The following is a 1,214-nucleotide window of genomic DNA, read 5'->3' on the forward strand; positions in this document are numbered from 1 at the left end:
CCATCCTGCGCGCGGGCGGCGAACCAGGCCCCCCGCGCCCCCGGTTTGACCGTGGTGCTGCGCAGGATGGCGACCTTCACCGGGGTGCCATGCGCGGCGAGCGCCAGATCCTGGATCTTCGCCTGCAGGTCGGCCAGGATGTCGAGGCGATTGGTATGCTCCGCAAAGACGAGCATGCCGCGCCCGGCACGAGCCTGCGTCGCGGCATGCTCCGCCAGCCAGCGGTGGTGAGGCAGGATGGTCGCGGCGGGCAGCGCGGGGGGGCGGTAGGCGTCGCCGGTGTGGTTGCTCTGCACCGTGACCGGCTTCCAGGGGGCCATCGGGTAGGTCAGGGTGGCCTGGAGATAGCTGCTGAGCGCGTCGTTGCCCCCTGGGGCGGTGATGATGGCCTTGCCGCGCTGCACCAGGGTGGCATATGCCGTGGCGAGCTCCGCGGGCAGATCAAAGAAGACCACGCCCTCGTGGTAGTCCGGCAGCAGAAAGCCCATCTGGCGCAACAGGATGAAGAGGAACTGGCTCTGCATAATCGCCGCCAGTTCCGCCGTGATGCCGTTGCGCTCCTCGACGCGCACCGTGACGCGTCCGGCTTTGCCACTGAAGGCCTGGGCGTCCTCCTCCACCACCTGCGAGGTGATCGTGTCGATGATGCCCAGCCGCTCGACGAACTCTTTTTCCTCCTTCCAGGCGAACGCGGCCCGGACGAAGGGATTCGCCATGCGTTGGAGCAGCCAGTAGGCCGTGCTGGCTTTGCCGCCGTAGGGACTGCCGGTCAGGCCGAGCGAGCGGTGCGCGTGGGTGATCAGGCGGCCCCAGATGCGGCCCCGCGCCGAGGTGAGCCCCTTCATGCCGTGGAACTCGTCGGTGATGGTCAGGTCGGTGCGGCGAGCGTAGCCGCGGGTCACGATGAAATCCCCGAGCGCAATGCGCGGATTGGAGGTCGGCCGCTGGCCCCAGGGAATGACCCGGCGCGGTTCGCCCGCGACGAGCATGGTCGCGTGGCCGTGCAGGAAGGCTGGGTCGGTGAAGATGGGCAGGTCGCGGTCGCCGACATTATCCTGCGTGCGATCAAGCTGGCCGAGCGTGCCCCCACAGAACGGACAAGCGACCATCCCCGCCCGCCGGAGCGAGTCACGGGTGTGGGGCATGCCATCCCGGGTGCGCGCCCGCCGCCCACAATCGGGGCAGAAGACGCCGTCGAAATGCCAGAGCGGGGT

Annotated in this window: 2 protein-coding genes; one reads left to right on the forward strand and one right to left on the reverse strand. The window is 69.0% G+C overall.

Annotated features, from left to right (window positions below; translation table 11 throughout):
• A partial coding sequence (locus A9Q02_RS02995; RefSeq protein WP_216361431.1) for a hypothetical protein occupies positions 1–989 on the reverse strand: 989 nt, incomplete at its 3' end.
• A gap of 6 nt (positions 990–995) precedes the next feature.
• Here A9Q02_RS02995 and A9Q02_RS24560 point away from each other — a divergent pair.
• On the forward strand, positions 996–1,214 hold a 219-nt coding region (locus tag A9Q02_RS24560; protein WP_216361432.1), incomplete at its 3' end, for a hypothetical protein.

It is taken from the genome of Candidatus Chloroploca asiatica (assembly GCF_002532075.1).
Taxonomy (GTDB): Bacteria; Chloroflexota; Chloroflexia; order Chloroflexales; family Chloroflexaceae; genus Chloroploca; species Chloroploca asiatica.